A 14,720-nucleotide genomic window follows, 5' to 3' on the forward strand; every position below is an offset into this window, starting at 1 on the left:
GTGATCACATGCAACCTTTGTTGAAAGTAAATGAGTTGTCCGTTTCTTTTCATTCCGGAGAGAGTGAATTTCAGGCGGTGAAAGAAGTCAGTTTTGAAGTGCGGAAAGGCGAAACGCTTGGCATTGTAGGGGAATCCGGCAGTGGGAAGAGTGTTACGGCACGTTCCATTATGCGGCTGCTTGCCTCGCCTCCTTCGCAGATGAAAAAGGGTGAGATTCTGTTTAAAGGGGTAGACCTGGTCCATAAAACGCAAAAAGAGATGGAGAGTATCCGTGGCCGTGACATCGGCATGATCTTTCAGGACCCTATGAGCTCGCTTAATCCGACTGTGAAAATCGGAAAACAGATCACCGAAAGTCTGATTAAACATCAGAAGCTTTCCAGAGGGGAAGCGAAGAAGCAGGCGATTGCCATGCTGGAGCTCGTTGGTATCACCCGAAGTGAAATACGTTTCAATCAGTACCCACATGAATTCTCCGGAGGTATGCGTCAGCGGGTGATGATCGCTATTGCTCTTGCTTGCCGTCCTGAATTGCTGATTGCGGATGAACCTACAACTGCGCTTGATGTTACTATCCAGGCCCAAATCCTAAATTTGATGAAAGATATGCAGGCACAGCTGGGAACTTCTATTATTCTGATTACCCATGATCTCGGAGTAGTGGCAGGCATGTGTGATCGGGTCGTGGTCATGAAAGACGGGCAGATTGTGGAATCCGGCACAACTACAGAGATTTTTGCAAATCCGAAGCATCCGTACACGTCCAGGCTGTTGAATGCATTACCTCGACTGGATGAGAAGAAAAAGCCGAAACTCGTCTCGTTGGTGCCACGCGATCTGGAAGATGATCAGCCTTTACTGGAAGTGAAGTCCCTCAAACAACATTTTAATTTGGGGAAAGGCAACACTTTAAAAGCTGTGAACGATATCAGTTTCGAGATTCGCCAAGGGGAGACGCTTGGGGTCGTAGGCGAATCGGGCAGCGGGAAATCGACTACAGGCAGAGCCATTCTACGACTGCATGAACCTACAGGTGGGGATGTGCTGTTTAAAGGAGTGCCGCTCAACCGCCTCTCTGCCTCAGAGATGAAAACGATGAGGAGACATATGCAAATTATTTTCCAGGATCCGTATGCCTCGCTTAATCCGAAATTTAGAATTATGGACATTATTGGGGAAGCCTTGGATATTCACCATCTTGCCGGCAGCCCCGCTGAGCGGGAAAAACGTGTGGAGGAATTGCTGGAGATGGTGGGTCTCGATCCGGCTCATGCCCAGAGATACCCTCATGAATTTTCGGGTGGTCAGCGGCAGCGGATTGGAATCGCTCGTGCGCTGGCCGTGGAACCTGAATTTATTGTATGTGACGAGCCTTTGTCTGCGTTGGATGTGTCCATTCAGGCTCAGATCGTACAGCTGCTTGAAGAATTGCAGCAGCGACTCGGTCTGACATACCTGTTCATTGCACATGATTTGTCCATGGTTAAACATATCAGTGATCGTGTAGCTGTCATGTATAATGGGAAGATTGTGGAGTTAGCAGAAAGTGAAGAACTATATTCGAACCCTCAGCATGCGTACACAAAGGCCTTGTTATCGGCTATTCCGGTTCCGGACCCGGCTGTGGAAGCGAAGAAAAAACGTCATGCTGTAAACGAAGCCCCAAGAGAGACGGTAGAAGTGGAAGATCGCTATAATCTGGAGCAGTCCCGATGGGTGGAAGTCAAAGAGGGACATTGGGTGGCCATTTCCGGATAAGGTGAAACATTCATTTTACTCGAAAAAGAACCCCGGCAATGATCTGTGGAAGGTCATTGCGCGGGGTTCTATTCATGCACATTAGGCACTGTGACAGTGAGTGTATTATTTGAACTGAACGGATTTCTTGATGTTGTCGATCTCGGCCTTTGTAGTATCATCCAAATAGGTGAAGATGAAGTTGAATGCATAACCTTCAATAATGGTGCTGTAGTAATCTTGCGTAATGGTTGAACCATTGCCCGCATCCATCGTAATTTGCATCAGATCCATCTCTTTGCCACCGATGGTTTCGGTTGTGAATTCCTTGTATTCATAAGGGAACTGGCTGTCCTCCATGAATTTCTTCGTTGCTTTCAGATAATCTTTACCGGTACGAATTCCTTGCAGCAGGCTTACTTTTTCAGCAATCGCCATGGCGGAAGGGCCAACTTGACTTCCGTCCAATGGATATTGTGAAGCCATCAACAGGTTCAGTGTTTTGGCCTGAGATAGCTCAATTTGTTTTTTCTTCGTTTCATCATCTCCAGCAATAACTTCGGAGGAAGCGTTAGTCAGCTCGTTCATGCCTGCGGCATCCTGGAACTCCCAAGCTTCGGGGAATTTCAACGAAACACCGAAATAGTCATTGTTGTAAGAGCCTTTTTCCGTAGTTCCCAATTCAACGTCTTTGGAGTTATCTGTTTCCTTGGACTCGGAAGTGGATGCTTCGGAGCTCTCCGTGTTCTCCGTATCTTCTGTCTTGGCTGTGTCTGTATCTGTGCCGGCAGTGGTTTCTGTTGCAGTGGATTCCTTCGATTTGACGTTGTTATCCGCTTTGTCGCCGCAGGCTGCAGCAACCAACAGAATCATAATTAACATGGCAAACAATGAAGCTTTTTTTGGATTAGACATATTACCCTCCTGAAAATGTGTGTGTGTTCTTGTTCTCTCTCTAATTCATGTGTACCTAAAAATCTTAGCACAGATGTTCGTGTTGACCACCTATAGGAATCTATAGGTGTACCTTTATAGATAAGACAGACGGCTGGCAATTGAAACAGCTTCCGTGCTGGATTGTACACCTAATTTGTTAAAAATCACTTTTTTATGGTGATTTACGGTGCACTCCTTTATTTTCAATTTCAAAGCAATGGCTTTAACCGTCAGTCCGTTAGAGATCATTTTCAGAATGGTTAACTGTCGCTTCGTGAATTCAATCGATGGCTGCTCTGTTACCGACGAGGCAAGGTTAGATTGATACCGATTTTGCATATGGGCCGGGATCAGCTTGGCGATTGCAATCAGCTCACTCTGGATGTCTGCATTAATGGTGGAGACGTCTAGGTAGCCAACATGTTGAAGACCGACCGACAAAGGTGCAGCGTAGCAATGCCAGTTCTGAAAAAGTGGATTCTCATGCTGTTCAGGGGACAGCTGAACAGGCCCATGTTTATCCATAGATTCGGATATGGCATTGACGCCACAGCTTCTAGCTGTAAAGATCATACCTGGGCGGATGGGTGACTGTTTCACCACTTGTTCCAGATCGGGGCTATAATCCATGGCAAGCAGAACTCCATGCGCGTCGGTGAGCAGAAAGAGATATGTGTTGGACAGGTTTTCTTTGATATCCGAGAGACTCTGCTGGAAGGCGTTAATCAGAAAATGATTAATTTTGCGAATCCTGTCCAGATTGGTTTTCGTTAAATATTGAATATGTGCCATACCGGGAGCATAATTTTCGCTCTCGGACCAGCTCTTCCGTAAGGAAGATGTTCTTGACATATGGTTACCTCCTTGTGATCAACCGATGGTTTCGATCACATGACCATCCTGATCGGTAATTTCAGTGCGGGCAATTCGAAAGAGAACGCCGGGTAGTGAAGCAATTTCAAATGTTTGCTCGACTGGGCGAAGGTTTGCAACTAACTCCGATACGGTTTGTTCATGCACAACTACCTTAATCTGGTTGCCATCCTCAGAAAATGAAGGTGTCCCCCCGGCTTCGAACGTAATGTTCACTCCTGATCCGATTAGGGACAGTGGAGCGCCTTTTGAAAAGCGGCTACGTAGTATTTTTCCGATAATTTGGGCTTGTTTTGCTCCGATCTGGAGTTCAGCGGGTACACTTTTTTGCAGTATTCTCTTGCGTGGAGATATCCAGCCCAGTTGTTGTATGAATAAAAATGCTGTACTGGAACCTTCCTCTTCAATCCCGCGCTCAACAGCCTGTATCACTGAGGGGATATCCAAATATGAATTTCTCATGAGATCCGTAACGTATTTTGGCATGAATTCAACAAAGGCTGCTAACAATCCGCGGGTGTTCCATGTTTGCATCGTTTCGAGTTCCAGACCGGTGATTCCCACCATCTGAATGAATTTCACCGTTCCATTGGGTGTGGAGATCTCTGTCAGATCAGGATCTTCAATAAAAGAAAGTGCGGTTAGTAATGTATCTGAGCCGAGACAAATGGGGCCATTTGCATCCATGTAATCTCCTGCATGAAATACGTTCCCGCTAGTAAAAACATATCGTCCAACGTTCTGTAATAGATTCAGAGCCCAAGACGGGGGTATGGACTCACCCTCACTCCGGGTAAGCCGAAACGTCATTTCAAATCCATAACCGCTATGCTCGAGATCCTCCGATTCCTTCTCATACAGTTCTGAAAAACCATAGGTAATGAAATGCCAGTGAGGTATGGGGGCATCCACTTTGTATACGCTAATTCCATTTAGCGGATCAGGTCCACCGAGCATATAAGGAATGGCTGTACCATAGTGAAGTGGTTCCTGATCTCCATATAACTTACCAACTGCTATATCAATGGCATCCCAACCGGATGTGTTTGCTTCTTCAGTCATTGTTGTGTTCCTCCTTGGCTATTCATTTTCCCGAAAAACATTTAAAATTAAGTCTACCTTTTTCCAAATCGGTTTCAAGCGGCTTAAGGATGAATTGCTTATCGTAGGACTTGGGGGTTACGATGTCTATTTCAGTGAGGGAATTTACATGAGTATGAAAGAGTTATATCTGGCGGAATTTAATCAGGGCAGTTGGGACTCATTTGTGCAACTCTTTGAAAAATCATATTTACATGTGGACCCAAAATGGGCTGAATGTGCAGAGCAGCGGGGGATTCCGGCAGATATTAGCAAGGTTATATTAGTTGAAATGGGTGAATATGCGCTAAGATGGATAGACATGAAAGTTCCTGCATTGGGCGACGAAAGTCCTGCCAGCTATCTCGAATACGGGGATACAAATGCCCTAAGAGCAGCGATTATGCGAATGCCTCGATAACGTCCAAAGGTGGTCAGCGAGTGCATAAAACGGAAAGTTGATTTTGCAAAATAGATATGTTACGCTTACATTACAAGAGAAAACAACCGAATACGCAATAACATCTTTTGATGGATTGTAACTGTGCAGACAGGCAAAACCTAAACTGATGGTGAAATGAAGGCTCTTTTTTTGCGAGCTATTTTACCTTGAGTTTAGGTTTTTCTTGTTTTTTGGCCTGAAATACAGCCGCTGTATTCGGGAAAAACCCAAATAAAATTCGAAAAGAGGTTGTTCGTTATGACCACGGCAAAAAAAGGATTCCCCGAAAACTTCCTGTGGGGAGGCGCTACAGCTGCCAACCAATTAGAAGGTGCATTTGATAAGGACGGCAAAGGTCTCTCTACTGCGGATATGATTGCGCATGTTCCCAAAGAGAAGCGTACAGGCGGACATGCCATGGAAATCTCCTCTACACGAATTGAAGAGATCCTCTCCGGCAAAATTGAAGAACGTTTCCCTAAACGTTTTGGTATTGATTTCTATCATCATTATAAAGAAGATATCGCATTATTTGCTGAAATGGGCTTCAAAGTGTTCCGTTTGTCCATTCACTGGGCACGTATTTTCCCGAATGGTTATGACCAAGAGCCGAACGAAGCTGGTTTGAAATTCTATGACGACGTCTTCGACGAACTATTGAAATACGGCATTGAACCGCTGGTAACCTTGTCTCACTATGAAACTCCGCTGGGTCTGACACAGAAATACAATGGTTGGGCAGGTCGTGAAGTGATTGGACACTATGTGAGATATGCAGAGACTGTGTTCAACCGTTATAAAAATAAAGTGAAATACTGGTTGACGTTTAACGAAATCAACGTGATGCTGTTTAGCCCATACACAGGCGGCGGTATCCTGATCGATAAAGTGGACAACCAACTGCAAACGACATATCAAGCGCTGCATCACCAATTTGTAGCTAGTGCACTGGTAACCAAGCTTGCCCATGAGATTATTCCTGGTTCCCAAGTGGGCTGTATGCTCGCTCGGATGGAAACGTACCCGGCGACTTGTAATCCGGTAGATGTTCGTCTGGCGCAACATGAGAATCAGATTAACCTCTTCTTCACGGATATGCATGCTCGTGGTCAATACCCGAACTACATGGCTCGTTATTTTGAAGAAAATAACATCGTAATTCAGAAAGAAGCAGGCGATGATGAGATCTTGCTGAACAATACGGTTGATTTCATTTCCTTCAGTTACTACATGTCTGTAACCAAATCTGCATCCGCAGACAAGGAAGAAACAGCAGGTAACCTGACTGGCGGCGTGAAAAACCCTTATCTGGAAGCTTCCGATTGGGGCTGGGAGATCGATCCGATCGGTCTGCGCGTAACGTTGAATAACTTCTGGGATCGTTACCAGAAACCATTGTTCATCGTAGAAAATGGCCTGGGTGCATATGACCGTGTTGAAGAAGACGGTTCAATTCATGACTCCTATCGTGTGGATTACCTGAAGAAACACATCGAACAAATGAAAGAAGCGATCAAAGACGGTGTGGATCTGATTGGATTTACAGCATGGGGTCCGATTGACCTCGTGAGCATGTCCACGTCTGAAATGTCCAAACGTTATGGTTTCATCTACGTGGATTTGGACGACGAAGGTAATGGAACACTCAAACGTTCGAAGAAAGATTCATTTGACTGGTACAAAAACGTAATTGCCAGCAATGGTGAGCAACTATAATTTGATCTGATTCCTGTATCTTAAACCCGGATCGCTGTAAGTAATTAGGTTATTCGAGGATTGTTACCGCATAAAGCGGGCAAAACCCAACAGAAAGCAGGCTGATTTGAAGCCCTTTTAGTTGCGCATTGTCCGCTTTTTGATGTGTTCACGGGCATAGGGTCAACCGTTTTAACAAAGAATGAGTACAACGTAACCAGAGAGGAATGACAGATATGACAACACCATTTCCGAAGGATTTTCTATGGGGCGGCGCAGTCGCAGCCAATCAGCTCGAAGGAGCCTACAATACAGATGGCAAAGGCCTGTCTGTTCAGGATGTAATGCCCCATGGGATTACGACGCCAAGAACGGAAGGACCGACAGAGGATAACCTGAAATTGATCGGTATCGATTTCTACAATCGTTACAAAGAGGATGTTAAGTTGTTTGCTGAAATGGGCTTCAAAGTATTTCGTACATCCATTGCCTGGTCCCGTATTTTCCCTAAAGGTGATGAATTGGAGCCAAATGAAAAAGGTCTGCAGTTCTATGATGACCTGTTTGACGAGTGCCACAAATACGGGATTGAACCCCTCGTAACGATTTCTCATTATGAGACACCGCTGCATTTGTCCAAAACGTATGACGGCTGGGTAAACCGGAAAATGATTGATTTCTACGAGCGTTATGTAACCGTCTTGTTTAACCGTTTCAAAGGCAAAGTAAAATACTGGCTGACGTTTAATGAAATTAACTCCATTCTGGAAGAACCATTCATGAGTGGCGGCATCTTTACACCAAAAGCGGAACTCTCCAAACAGGATCTGTACCAAGCAATTCACCACGAGCTGGTGGCAAGTGCGCTGGCAGTAAAACTGGGTCATGAGATTATGCCTGAAGCGAAAATTGGCTGTATGGTACTCAGTATGCCAACCTATCCATTGACACCAAATCCAGATGATGTGGTAGCTGCAATGCATGCAGAACAGCGGAATGACATCTTTGCCGATATTCATGCACGTGGCTATTATCCGAAATACATCAATCGTTACTTCAAAGCGAATAATATCAACATCAAGTTTGAAGATGGCGATGCTGAAATTCTGAAACATACGGTGGACTTCATCTCGTTCAGTTACTATGTAAGTATTTGTGAGACAGGTGACCCACAGAAACGTGTTGAAGGCAAAGGAAATCTGTTTGCAGGTGTACAGAACCCTTACCTCAAAGCAAGTGAATGGGGCTGGCAGATTGACCCGCAAGGCCTGCGCGTAACGCTCAATAAATACTGGGATCGTTATCAAAAACCATTGTTTATTGTCGAAAATGGTTTGGGTGCAGCCGATGAGCTGGTCACTGACGAAAATGGCAATAAAACGGTGAATGATGATTACCGGATTCAGTACCTGAATGATCACTTGGTACAAGTAGGCGAAGCGATTGAAGACGGCGTTGAAGTCATGGGTTATACCTCATGGGGCTGCATCGATCTGGTGAGTGCATCCACAGCAGAGATGAAGAAACGCTATGGCTTCATCTATGTGGACCGTAACAATGACGGATCAGGTACCCTGGATCGTTACAAGAAAAAATCATTCCATTGGTATAAAGAAGTTATTGGTACAAACGGCGCAAGTCTAAAATCCGACAACCATTAATTTCTAGTTCTAAAGACATATGTGAGCAGCATCTTCTTGTGTCATATTCAAGCACATTAACCGCTTTCACAAAAACATTGTCAGATGGATAATTATATGGTAAGATGGACCTAAGGCTAATGAATACTGGATTGTTACTGTTCAATCAGGCAAAACCAGAAGCGGGGCATGTGTTTCATGACCAGCTTTGGTTTTGCCTTTTACTACTTTGACGGTGCAAGGTGATGTGAAGAAATGAAAATTGAGAAGGTGCTGAACAACAATGTAGTTACTGTGATTGATCCAGGAGGAAACGAACTGGTCGTCATGGGACGGGGCATAGCCTTCAAAAAGCATACTGGTGAAACGATAGACGACAGTCTGGTCGAAAAAATATTCTCATTGGAAAGCAAGGAAGTATCGCAGAAACTGAAAACGCTTCTGTCAGATATTCCAGTTGAATATGTCGAATGCTCGGATGAAATTATCCGTTATGCAGAGACCGTATTAGGTGAGAAGTTGCATGAGAGCATCTACATTTCACTGACGGATCATATTCATTTTGCCATTGACCGGCATCGTCAAGGCTTGCAGATTCGTAACGCATTGTTCTGGGAGATCAAGCGCATGTACCGCAAGGAATATGCCATTGGGCTCAAGGCACTTCAGATTATTGAAGAAACATTGGGTGTCCTGCTTCCTGAAGACGAATGCGCATTCATCGCAATGCATCTGGTCAATGCCCAGATGAATGGTGAGATGAGAGAAACCATCAGCATTACGAATATCGTAAAAGATATACTCAACATTGTACGACGCAGCTTTGTCATTGAGCTGGATGAGGATTCGCTGAGTTATTATCGATTCCTGACACATTTGAAGTTCTTTGCTCAGCGCGTACTACACGGTACAGCAATTGAAGATAAGGAAGCAGATAATCCGCTTCATGATCTGGTGAGCAAACAATATCCTGAGGCACATGCTTGTGCTTGTAAGATTAACGACTATACTCGCAAGATCTATAGCCGGGTCTTATCCAAGGAAGAAATCCTATATCTGACCATTCATATTGAACGAGTTGTCAGAACTGAACAAACAATTGAATAATTGGGATTGTTACTGCAAAAAAGGCAAAACCTAAACGTTGAATAATGATAAGCTGAAACTGCTTTGTCATTATTCAGTGTTTAGGTTTTTTTTTACCTTCATTACACATAAAAGGAGCAAAACACAATGGATAAACAACAATTGTCCAAGGATATTCTGAAGCTTGTTGGTGGCGAAGAGAACATCGATCAAGTCACACACTGTATGACAAGACTCCGGTTTAACCTGAATGACAACAAAAAAGCGGACAAAGCGACGCTGAAAAATACACCTGGCGTTATGGGCGTTATGGAGAATGGCGGACAATTCCAGGTCATTATCGGGAACGATGTGCCTGTTGTGTATAATGCACTTGTAGGCAACATGTCCAAATCCCCGAATGCAGACGCTGGATCAACCAGTGCTTCGACTGGGGAGAAGAAAAAGAGAAATCCAGTAAGTGCATTGTTCGACTTTATTTCTGGAATATTCACGCCGATTCTGCCAGCGATTACGGGTGCCGGTATGATCAAAGGGATCGTGGCAATCCTAGTAGCTGTAGGTTGGTTGTCTGATACCAGTTCAACTTATATCATCTTATCTGCTATCGGTGATGGTGCATTCTACTTCCTGCCGATCATTCTGGCGATCAGTGCCGCACGCAAGCTCGGTAGCAATATGTATATTGCTGCAGCGCTGGCAGCGGGGATTATGCATCCGACGATTACAGCCTTGCTTGCCAATGGTGACACCACATTTGTAGGCATTAAGGTTATAGCAGCAACCTATTCTTCTACGGTTATTCCGATTATTCTCGCAATCTGGATTGCTTCCTATGTAGAGAAAGCGGTTGATCGTGTTACACATGCTTCGCTTAAGCTTCTGATTGTTCCAACGGTTACCCTGTTAATTATGGTTCCTTTGACCTTGATGACGGTTGGACCATTGGGTACAGTGCTCGGTAATGGTTTGTCAGGTGGTATTTCATGGTTGTTCGACAATATGTCAATATTCGCAAGTATCCTAATTGGTGGTACGATGTCACTTCTGATCATTACGGGTATGCACTATGCACTGTTGCCGATCATTGTTGGTTCGATGACATCACTTGGTTACGATTTTATTATTCCACTGATGTTTGCTGCTAACTTGGCACAAGGTGGTGCAGCATTTGGTGTTGGTCTTAGATCGAAAAATGGTAAAACGAAATCGCTTGCTTATTCCACAGGTCTTACTGCTATCATGGGGATTACGGAACCAGCGATGTACGGGATCAATATGAAGTTCAAAAAACCATTTATTGCAGCTCTGATCGGTGGAGCTGTTGCAGGTGGATTCATGGGGATCGTCAATGTTAAAGCTTATGTACTTACAGGTCTAGTGGGCCTGCCAAGTATTGCAGCATTTATCAGTCCGGCAATTAGCACGTTACTCTACGCTCTGGCTGGTGGTTTGATTGCCATCGTAGCAGCGGCAGTACTGACGTACATCCTTGGTTTCCAAGAAGACAATGCTCCACAATCGGCTGAAGCAACGCCAGCTGCTGAGCCTACAACACCAGCAGCAACGACTTCTGCTTCCGCAGTAACTGCTGTTGAAGAAACTAAAGCACTGGATCAAGACGTATTTAGCCCAATTACTGGTGAAGTTAAATCACTGAGTGAAGTTCCAGATCCTGCATTCTCGGAAGAGATTATGGGTAAAGGTTTTGCCATCCAGCCGTCGGAAGGCCGTGTGGTTTCTCCAATTAACGGTACAGTATTCTCGTTGTCGAAGAGTGGACATGCCATTGGTCTCGTTAGTGATGACGGCGCTGAAATGCTGATTCACATCGGGATTGATACCGTGAAACTGAAAGGTCAATTCTTCTCCCCTAAAGTTCAAGCAGGAGCGAAGGTTGCCGTTGGTGATGTACTGATGGAATTCGACAGAGAAGAAATCGAAAAAGCCGGTTACACAACGATTACGCCGGTTATTATTACGAACATGCATCAATATAATTCGATTGAGTCTGCCGGGCGTACAACGATTAAGGAAAAAGAATTGTTGTTCACGGCAAAAGCTTAACGAACATCAAAAAGCAGCAGTCTTGCCGGATGAAATTATTCCGGCAAGGCTGCTGCTTTTTAGTATATGGACGATATTATTGATGGTCGATGTCTGCTGGACACTATACCGAGCTTGAAGGCAGTAGCTCCTGAACCAATTGCACAAAGTGCTGCGCGGGCTTGGAAAGATGACGATTGCGATGCCACACAAGCGCAGAATCTACGGCAGATTGCGCATCTTGAATACGATAGATATGAAACGGATGCTCATGATAAAGCTGAAGAACCGTATGGGGCACGATGGAGCTTGCAAAACCGAGTCGCACAAGTTCCAACAACATGTTAATATCCGAGCATTCGCCCGCAATGGAAGGAATCACGTGATGCTCACGGAATTTCTGTAAAATCAGTTCGAACATCCCGAGTCCTTCAGTGCTAGGAAGCAAGAGAGGGATATCGGCCAACTTTTGAAAATAAATCCCACGCTCATCCGCTGACTTCAGCGGTGTGGAGGAAATATAGAAGAGAGCTTCCTGCGGTAGATGCAGCACTTCATATTGTTCTGTTTTGACAGGCATCCGCACACAGGCAAGCTCGATTTTGCCTTCACCCAAGAGCTGGCAGAGCTGTGCAGATTCATTTTGCTGAATTTTATAGGTCACCTGAGGGTGTGTTGTCCGAAACTGCTGGAGCGCCTGCGGGATCAAACGATCTGAAATGGTATTAATGCCAAGCGACAACTTGCCCCGAATACCATAGCGGAAGCTCTGCATCTCCATGACAGCTTCTTCCATGTATTTGGTCATCGTAACCGCATAATCATAGAAGCTTCGACCGGCCTGTGTCAGCTCCATGCTGCGTCCTTTGCGTTCAAATAAAGCTACGCCGAGTTCGTCTTCCATCAACTTGAGCTGCTGGCTTAAAGGAGGCTGAGCCATGTGTAGTCTGCGCGCTGCCGCCGTGATCTGTCTCTCCTCGGCAATCGCGATGAAATAGCGACATTGTTTGATATCCACGTGTGTTCTCCTTATATGCAGCGATATGTTTTTCATATGGGAAACCAACAAAACATGTATTTTTAATATACTATTATCCTATGTTAACATACATAAGGTTTAAACACTTCAAATCACACATGTAGATTATGATGTATTGAATATATGCCGTGAGGATGGCGACAAATTGGAGGGTGAAGGTGCGATGCTGAAAACAATACATGCAGCTGCTGAAGCTGGACATACGGATGATGTGCTGCGGTTTATCGCACAAGGGACTGGAGTGAATGACCGGGATGCTCGAGGACGGACACCTCTGATGGCCGCGGTACATGGGAACAAACCAGAGACGGCAAGTACACTTATTGAAGCGGGAGCGGATGTGAACATCCAGGATCAACGACTGGATAACATGCTGCTGTATGCCAGTGCGGAAGGTTTGCGAAAAATGGTCGAACTGGCTATAAAAGCAGGTGCTGATACCCGGATTACGAATCGGTTTGGGGGCACAGCTCTGATTCCTGCTTCAGATCGAGGTCATGTCGATATTGTGGAGATCCTTCTGAAATGCACGGATGTGGATGTGAACCATATCAACAATCTGGGCTGGACAGCTTTGCTGGAAGCGGTCATTCTGGGGGATGGCGGCACTCGTCATCAGCAGATCGTAGCATTGCTTTTGCAATATGGTGCTGATCCTTTCATTGCTGACCGGGACGGAGTTACAGCACTTGCGCATGCCCAGAGGCATCATTATAAAGAAATGGAGCGAATGTTAACTCAATCATGAACAGACATCAAGAGCAATCTTTGCAAAATAATATAAAGGGTGCGTCATCGCTTGCATTGGCAGGCATTCAGTGGTTCTTCTTCCTGTTTACCAACACTGTGGTGGTGCCGTTATCCATCGGACATAATTTTCAGCTTTCACCGGAGGCCATTGCTGCGTCGATGCAGCATGCCTTTTTGCTTACTGGGGCTGTGTGTATATTACAGGCGTTCTTTGGACATCGTTATGCCGTGATGGATGGTCCCTCGGGATTATGGTGGGGGCTGACACTAAGCTTAACGGCCTCGGCTTCATCAGCCGGCATGAGTTTCGAACGTATCGGGGGAGGATTGGCTGCGGGTTTTCTGTTAGCGGGTCTGACGATGATGATCCTGGGCGGACTTGGAGCAGCGCATGTGCTTCAGAAGCTGTTCACACCAATGGTCAAGAGTGCGATGTTATTTCTGATGACGATTCAATTGACCATGAATTTCTTCAAAGGCATGATAGGATATACCGAGTTCGGCAATTTTAACCTGCCTGTAGCGGCGTTGTCCGTTGCCATAGCGTTTCTAGTGGCCTTAATCCAGCTTAAGGGAAAAGGCAAGCTCGGTAACTACTCCATCCTGATTGGCATCGTGACGGGGTGGATTGCCTACAGTTTTGTATTCCCTGGACAGCATGCAGGAGCATCCGGTCATCAGAATTTAAACCTGTTTTCCTGGTTTCCGTGGGGGACGCCGAAGTGGGAACCGGGTATTGTCATCACAGCATTTTTTGTCGGGCTGGTGAATATGACAAACTCCATAACCACGTTAAGCTCTGTCGAAAAAATATATGGAGTGCAAACGTCCAGCCAACAATATAAACGATCATACATGCTTACGGGATTGTTCACCATGTTATCTGCGTGTGTAGGTGTGCTGCCGTTCGGATTATTTGCCTCTTCGATTGGTTTTCTGGAGAGCACCCGTATTCTGAAACGGGCTGCGTTTGTTGTTGGAGCAGGCATGTTATGTATATTAGGACTGACGCCTTCTGTGACAGCCTTTTTCGCACAAATTCCTCCCAGTGTAGGGAGTGCCGTGCTATTTGTTGCCTATTTGCAAATGTTTGGTACAGCTCTAAGAACACTTGAAGGCACCACTTTTAATTCCAAAACAATCTATCGTGTGGCACTGCCGGTTCTTACAGGTGTTGCTGTAATGAACATCCCTGCTGAAGCTTTTCAGGCTCTACCCATGTATCTCATTCCGATCATTAGCAATGGGCTTGTCATTGGAGTTGTGGTGTCACTTTTGCTTGAAACCACAGTGGATTGGTCCAAGATGGACAATACTACGACTGCGACCAAAGCAGCCTGAATATCTAAAATGTTGAAACAGTCCGGTTCACCGGGCTGTTTTTTTTTGTTAGG

General features: G+C 45.3%; 12 protein-coding genes. 8 read left to right on the forward strand and 4 right to left on the reverse strand.

The genetic code is table 11. From position 1 onward, the window contains the following. The first annotated feature begins 8 nt into the window (after positions 1-8). Entirely contained in the window at positions 9-1,760 is a 1,752-nt protein-coding gene (locus CS562_RS33720; protein WP_099857098.1) for an ABC transporter ATP-binding protein, read from the forward strand. Between the two features lie 105 nt (positions 1,761-1,865). Here the strand turns inward: CS562_RS33720 and CS562_RS16075 are convergent, their stop codons facing one another. The 3 genes from CS562_RS16075 to CS562_RS16085 all read right to left on the reverse strand — a co-directional run bounded on the left by CS562_RS16075 (position 1,866) and on the right by CS562_RS16085 (position 4,610). Next, positions 1,866-2,654 carry a hypothetical protein gene (locus CS562_RS16075; protein WP_099857100.1) on the reverse strand — a complete coding sequence of 263 codons (789 nt, stop codon included), beginning with the start codon at positions 2,652-2,654 and terminating at the stop codon, positions 1,866-1,868. A 114-nt stretch (positions 2,655-2,768) separates the two neighbouring features. Then, positions 2,769-3,527, reverse strand: a complete 759-nt coding sequence (locus CS562_RS16080; protein WP_099857102.1) for a LuxR C-terminal-related transcriptional regulator — start codon at positions 3,525-3,527, stop codon at positions 2,769-2,771. An 18-nt stretch (positions 3,528-3,545) separates the two neighbouring features. Next, on the reverse strand, positions 3,546-4,610 hold the full coding sequence (locus CS562_RS16085; RefSeq protein ID WP_099857104.1) for a suppressor of fused domain protein: 1,065 nt from the start codon (positions 4,608-4,610) through the stop codon (positions 3,546-3,548). A 148-nt stretch (positions 4,611-4,758) separates the two neighbouring features. Here CS562_RS16085 and CS562_RS16090 point away from each other — a divergent pair, with 148 nt between their 5' ends. The 5 genes from CS562_RS16090 to CS562_RS16110 all read left to right on the forward strand — a co-directional run bounded on the left by CS562_RS16090 (position 4,759) and on the right by CS562_RS16110 (position 11,558). Next, the gene (locus tag CS562_RS16090) at positions 4,759-5,049 is read left to right on the forward strand and encodes a hypothetical protein (RefSeq protein ID WP_099857106.1); all 291 of its coding nucleotides are present in this window, start codon (positions 4,759-4,761) and stop codon (positions 5,047-5,049) included. 279 nt (positions 5,050-5,328) lie between these two features. Next, entirely contained in the window at positions 5,329-6,786 is a 1,458-nt protein-coding gene (locus tag CS562_RS16095) for a glycoside hydrolase family 1 protein (protein ID WP_090903753.1), read from the forward strand. Between the two features lie 215 nt (positions 6,787-7,001). Further along, on the forward strand, positions 7,002-8,426 hold the full coding sequence (locus CS562_RS16100) for a glycoside hydrolase family 1 protein (protein ID WP_099857108.1): 1,425 nt from the start codon (positions 7,002-7,004) through the stop codon (positions 8,424-8,426). A 234-nt stretch (positions 8,427-8,660) separates the two neighbouring features. Continuing rightward, positions 8,661-9,512, forward strand: a complete 852-nt coding sequence (gene licT / locus CS562_RS16105; protein ID WP_053781440.1) for a BglG family transcription antiterminator LicT — start codon at positions 8,661-8,663, stop codon at positions 9,510-9,512. A gap of 126 nt (positions 9,513-9,638) precedes the next feature. Continuing rightward, positions 9,639-11,558, forward strand: coding sequence for a beta-glucoside-specific PTS transporter subunit IIABC (locus CS562_RS16110; protein WP_099857110.1), 1,920 nt, complete (start codon positions 9,639-9,641; stop codon positions 11,556-11,558). 103 nt (positions 11,559-11,661) lie between these two features. On the opposite strand, the gene CS562_RS16115 is transcribed toward CS562_RS16110, so the two are convergent. Continuing rightward, positions 11,662-12,555, reverse strand: coding sequence for a LysR family transcriptional regulator (locus CS562_RS16115; RefSeq protein WP_099857111.1), 894 nt, complete (start codon positions 12,553-12,555; stop codon positions 11,662-11,664). Positions 12,556-12,739: 184 nt separating this feature from the next. Between CS562_RS16115 and CS562_RS16120 the strand changes: the two genes are divergently transcribed. Both CS562_RS16120 and CS562_RS16125 read left to right on the forward strand, forming a co-directional pair. Beyond that, positions 12,740-13,324 (forward strand): ankyrin repeat domain-containing protein, encoded by a 585-nt coding sequence (locus CS562_RS16120; RefSeq protein WP_099857239.1) that lies wholly within the window; start codon positions 12,740-12,742, stop codon positions 13,322-13,324. Beyond that, entirely contained in the window at positions 13,321-14,667 is a 1,347-nt protein-coding gene (locus tag CS562_RS16125) for a uracil/xanthine transporter (protein WP_099857113.1), read from the forward strand. Before CS562_RS16120 ends, CS562_RS16125 begins: the two co-directional genes overlap by 4 nt. Positions 14,668-14,720: the final 53 nt, after the last annotated feature.

Source organism: Paenibacillus sp. LK1, from assembly GCF_002750415.1.
Lineage (GTDB): Bacteria > Bacillota > Bacilli > Paenibacillales > Paenibacillaceae > Paenibacillus > Paenibacillus taichungensis.